This is a genomic window from Stenotrophomonas sp. STEN018, from assembly GCF_056760235.1.
Window position 1 is genome coordinate 1 of sequence record NZ_JBRREK010000133.1, and the last position, 1224, is coordinate 1224.

The following is a 1224-nucleotide window of genomic DNA, read 5'->3' on the forward strand; positions in this document are numbered from 1 at the left end:
CAGCCGAGCATGGCTTGTATGTTCCTCCCGGCTCCTACGAGGTATGTAGGAGCCAGGGTGGAGGGACCGTCAACATGATATCTGCGGATACCAGCCGACAGACGAGCCGAGCGATCCCCATCCCGCACCTTAACGTCGATAAAGGATCTAGCGGCCTTTGAGGACCGCCGATGTAGGCAAGCCAACGTGGTGCGGTACCACCCCAGCCCCTCAACAATAGCTGGGAGTTGCGCAGATGTCAGATCGTTTCGCTGTCGGAATCGATGCCGATTCAAAGACCTTGGTGGTGGCGCGCCATGGCACTAAAGGCAGTATTCGAATCGCCAATTCAGCCTCGGCGATCAACAAATGGTTGTCCAGCCTGCCAGCAAAGTCCCGTATTGGTGTCGAGGCAACCAATCGGCACCACGAGCCTGTGGTTCAAGCTGCGCAGAACGCCGGTCACACCGTGTTCGTGCTCAATCCACGCGATATCAAACACTACGCCAAGGGCGTGGCCTGCCGCGGCAAGACCGACGCTGGCGATGCACAGGTCATTGCGCGTTACATCGCCAAAGAGGCCGACAATCTGCATGAGCATGTCGCCCGCTCGCCTGCGCAGGAGCGGCTGCATGTGCTGCTCCAGCAACGCGACAGCCTGGTCCGGAGCAGGGCGAAGTTGAATCTCTCGCTGGGCGCGGGGGCGTCGGAGTCCGCCCTTTTTGGGGGCATCTTCAGTGGCCTGAAAGCGGCCATCGCCATGCTGGACCAGCAAATTCAGCAGCTGTGCCGCAGCGGCGAACAGCGCGATCTGTATCGGCGAATCATGACCATTCCGGGGATCGGGCCAACAGTGGCGGCCTTCATCACCCATCACATCACCCGCTGGCCGCTGGCCAACTCCGATGCGTGGATTGCCTGCACCGGCCTGGATCCTCGACCCAACGAGTCGGGTGCCCGGATCGGCCGACGCCGTTTGTCTAAGCGAGGCAATGCCAGCCTACGTCAGATCCTCTACATGGCCGCCATGGGTCTGACCCGCTCCAAGGGCGGCAAACCCCTCTACACCGCCATCCGTGAGGGAGGCCACTGCAGCACCGCCAGTTTCAACATCCTGGCTAGAAAGCTGGCCAGAATCGCGTGGGGGGTATTCAAAAGCGGCCGGGATTTCGATCCGACCATGCTGAGAATAGGTCAAGCCTGCTTCCAGCAGGCTTGACCGCGAACATAGGATCTCGGCTCTAC

1 protein-coding gene is annotated in these 1224 nt (G+C 60.6%); it reads left to right on the forward strand.

Features of this window, described 5'->3' with window-relative positions; all coding sequences use genetic code 11:
* Positions 1-235: 235 nt before the first annotated feature.
* The gene (locus tag ACVOMB_RS21025; protein WP_481532930.1) at positions 236-1198 is read left to right on the forward strand and encodes an IS110 family transposase; all 963 of its coding nucleotides are present in this window, start codon (positions 236-238) and stop codon (positions 1196-1198) included.
* Positions 1199-1224: the final 26 nt, after the last annotated feature.

Excerpts from the sequence above, each read along its gene's own strand:
- ACVOMB_RS21025 (WP_481532930.1), top strand. The coding sequence starts at position 236 with ATGTCAGATCGTTTCGCTGTCGGAATCGATGCCGATTCAAAGACCTTG.